The 1,624-nt window shown below is 73.9% G+C and carries 2 protein-coding genes; both read left to right on the forward strand.

Annotation, left to right across the window (positions count from 1 at the left end):
* Window positions 1-778, forward strand: a 778-nt coding sequence (locus tag E1283_RS36020) for a class I SAM-dependent methyltransferase (protein WP_341829986.1), incomplete at its 5' end; no start/stop codon positions are given.
* Between the two features lie 14 nt (window positions 779-792).
* On the forward strand, window positions 793-1,599 hold the full coding sequence (proC, locus tag E1283_RS36025; RefSeq protein WP_132822368.1) for a pyrroline-5-carboxylate reductase: 807 nt from the start codon (window positions 793-795) through the stop codon (window positions 1,597-1,599).
* Window positions 1,600-1,624 lie beyond the last annotated feature (25 nt).

The raw sequence follows: 1,624 nt of genomic DNA on the forward strand, positions 1-1,624 counted from the left end.
TACGCCCACAGGTCAGTCGAAGCAGGCCGGTTGGTGGGAGGAGTGCGCGGTGGTCAGCAGGGATCAGCGGCGGAAGCAGCTGGCACGGGCCAAGTTCGAGCGGCAGGCGGAGCGCAGGAACGACCGGCCGCTCACCGACGCCGACGTCCTCGACGTCGGGGCCGGCACCGGCCTCGGCACCCGCCCCATGCTGCTGCGCGGCGCCCGGATCACCGCCGCCGAACCCGGCCCCGGCATGGCCGCCCAGCTCCGCGCCCACCTGCCGGCCGTCCGCCTGGTCCGCGCCAACGGCAACGCGCTGCCGTTCGCCCCCGACGCCTTCGACCTCGTCACCTACGCCCAGGCGTTCCACTGGACCGACCCGGCCAAGGCCATCCCCGAGGCCCTGCGGGTGCTCCGCCCGGGCGGCGCGCTCGCCCTCTGGTGGAACGTGCCGGAGCGCGCCGTCCCCTGGCAGGGCGAGCAGGAACGCCGGCTCCGCACCCGCGTCTCCGAGTACCACCGCGGCAACACCGCGACCGAGGCGCCCCGCATCGTCACCGACTTCGCGCCCGTCCCCGTCACCGTCGCCCATCGCCTGGTCGGCTGGAGCCGCGAACTCCCGCTCGACGCCCACCTCGCCAACCTCTCCACCCACTCCTTCCTCGCCGTCCTCGACCCCGAGGCGTGCCGCTCCGTGCTGGACGCCGAACGCGCCATCCTCGAAGGCGAGTTCCCCGACGGCGTGGTGCGGGAGAGCTACACGGTCCACCTGACGGTGGCCCGAGTGCGAGGATGAACGGCATGAGCACCATGACCCACAAGATCGCGGTACTGGGCGCCGGAAAGATCGGCGAGGCGCTGCTCGGCGGCCTGCTGCGGGCCGGCCGCCAGCCGGCCACACTGCTGGCCACCGTCCGCCGCCCGGAGCGGGCGCGGCAGCTCCACGCCCGCCTCGGCATCGAGGTCGTCGACACCGCGGAGGCCGCCAAGACCGCGGACACGCTGATCCTGGCCGTCAAACCGCAGGACATGGGCGCGCTGCTCGACGAACTCGCCCCGCACACCCCCGCCGACCGCCTGATCATCTCGGCGGCCGCCGGCATCACCACCGCCTCCGTGGAGTCCCGGCTCACCGAGGGCACGGCGGTGGTGCGGGTCATGCCCAACACGCCGGCCCTCGTCGACGAGGCCATGTCCGTCATCTCCGCCGGCCGCCACGCCACGGAACGCCACCTGGCCCACGCGGAGGAGATCTTCGGCGGCGTCGGCCGCACGATGCGCCTGCCGGAGTCCCAGCAGGACGCGGCGACCGCGCTCTCGGGCTCGGGCCCCGCCTATTTCTACTACCTCGTCGAGGCCATGACGGACGCCGGCATCCTGCTCGGCCTGCCGCGCGACAAGGCCCACGACCTCATCGTCCAGGCCGCCATCGGCGCGTCCGTGATGCTGCGCGACAGCGGCGAACACCCGGTGAAGCTCCGCGAGGCCGTCACCTCGCCGGGCGGCACGACCATCAGCGCGATCCGCGAACTGGAGAAGCACGGCGTCCGCGCCGCCCTCATCGCGGCGATCGAGGCCGCCCGCGACCGCAGCCAAGCCCTGGCCGGGCGGGCCTGAGGGTTTTCCCCTGCCCTGCCTCTTA

Source organism: Streptomyces hainanensis (assembly GCF_004348415.1).
GTDB lineage: Bacteria > Actinomycetota > Actinomycetes > Streptomycetales > Streptomycetaceae > Streptomyces > Streptomyces hainanensis.

What these genes read in the sequence shown, in the direction of transcription:
- proC (WP_132822368.1), top strand. Translation starts at nt 793, where the DNA reads ATGACCCACAAGATCGCGGTACTGGGCGCCGGAAAGATCGGCGAGGCG.